Annotated in this window: 1 protein-coding gene; it reads right to left on the bottom strand. The window is 40.5% G+C overall.

The features are described from left to right. The coding region (locus HMPREF2904_RS10905) for an SspB-related isopeptide-forming adhesin (RefSeq protein WP_141751222.1) at positions 1–427 on the bottom strand (427 nt) is incomplete at both ends.

The raw sequence follows: 427 nt of genomic DNA on the forward strand, positions 1-427 counted from the left end.
GCATCGCCAAGTGACTTAGTGAAGCCATCTTTGAGGTTAGCTGTGATTACACCGTTAGCGATTGAGATGTCAAACTTAGATGTAACATCCGCACCTGATACTGAATCGTATGCCTTGATGTCTGAAGCATTCACAGTCAACTTAGTTTCATCGAAGTCATCTGTGATACCAACTGTTTGGATGTTATCCTTGTTAGCTGCATCAAATTGAGTCGTGTCAAGCCATACTTGGTAATAAAGTTTTTGGCTACGTTTCACAGTCTTGGTGTTCAAGTTTTCTTCTTCGTTGTTTGATGCATCGTCCGCATATGGGTTAGCGTTTGTATCCGCAACCTTGTTAGCCAATTCTTTGTCATCATCAACGAGTTTCGTACCTGTTACATCAAATTTCGCTTCAGAAACAACATATTTTTCTGGTTGGAACTTAG

It is taken from the genome of Streptococcus sp. HMSC072G04, from assembly GCF_001813295.1.
Classification (GTDB): Bacteria; Bacillota; Bacilli; order Lactobacillales; family Streptococcaceae; genus Streptococcus.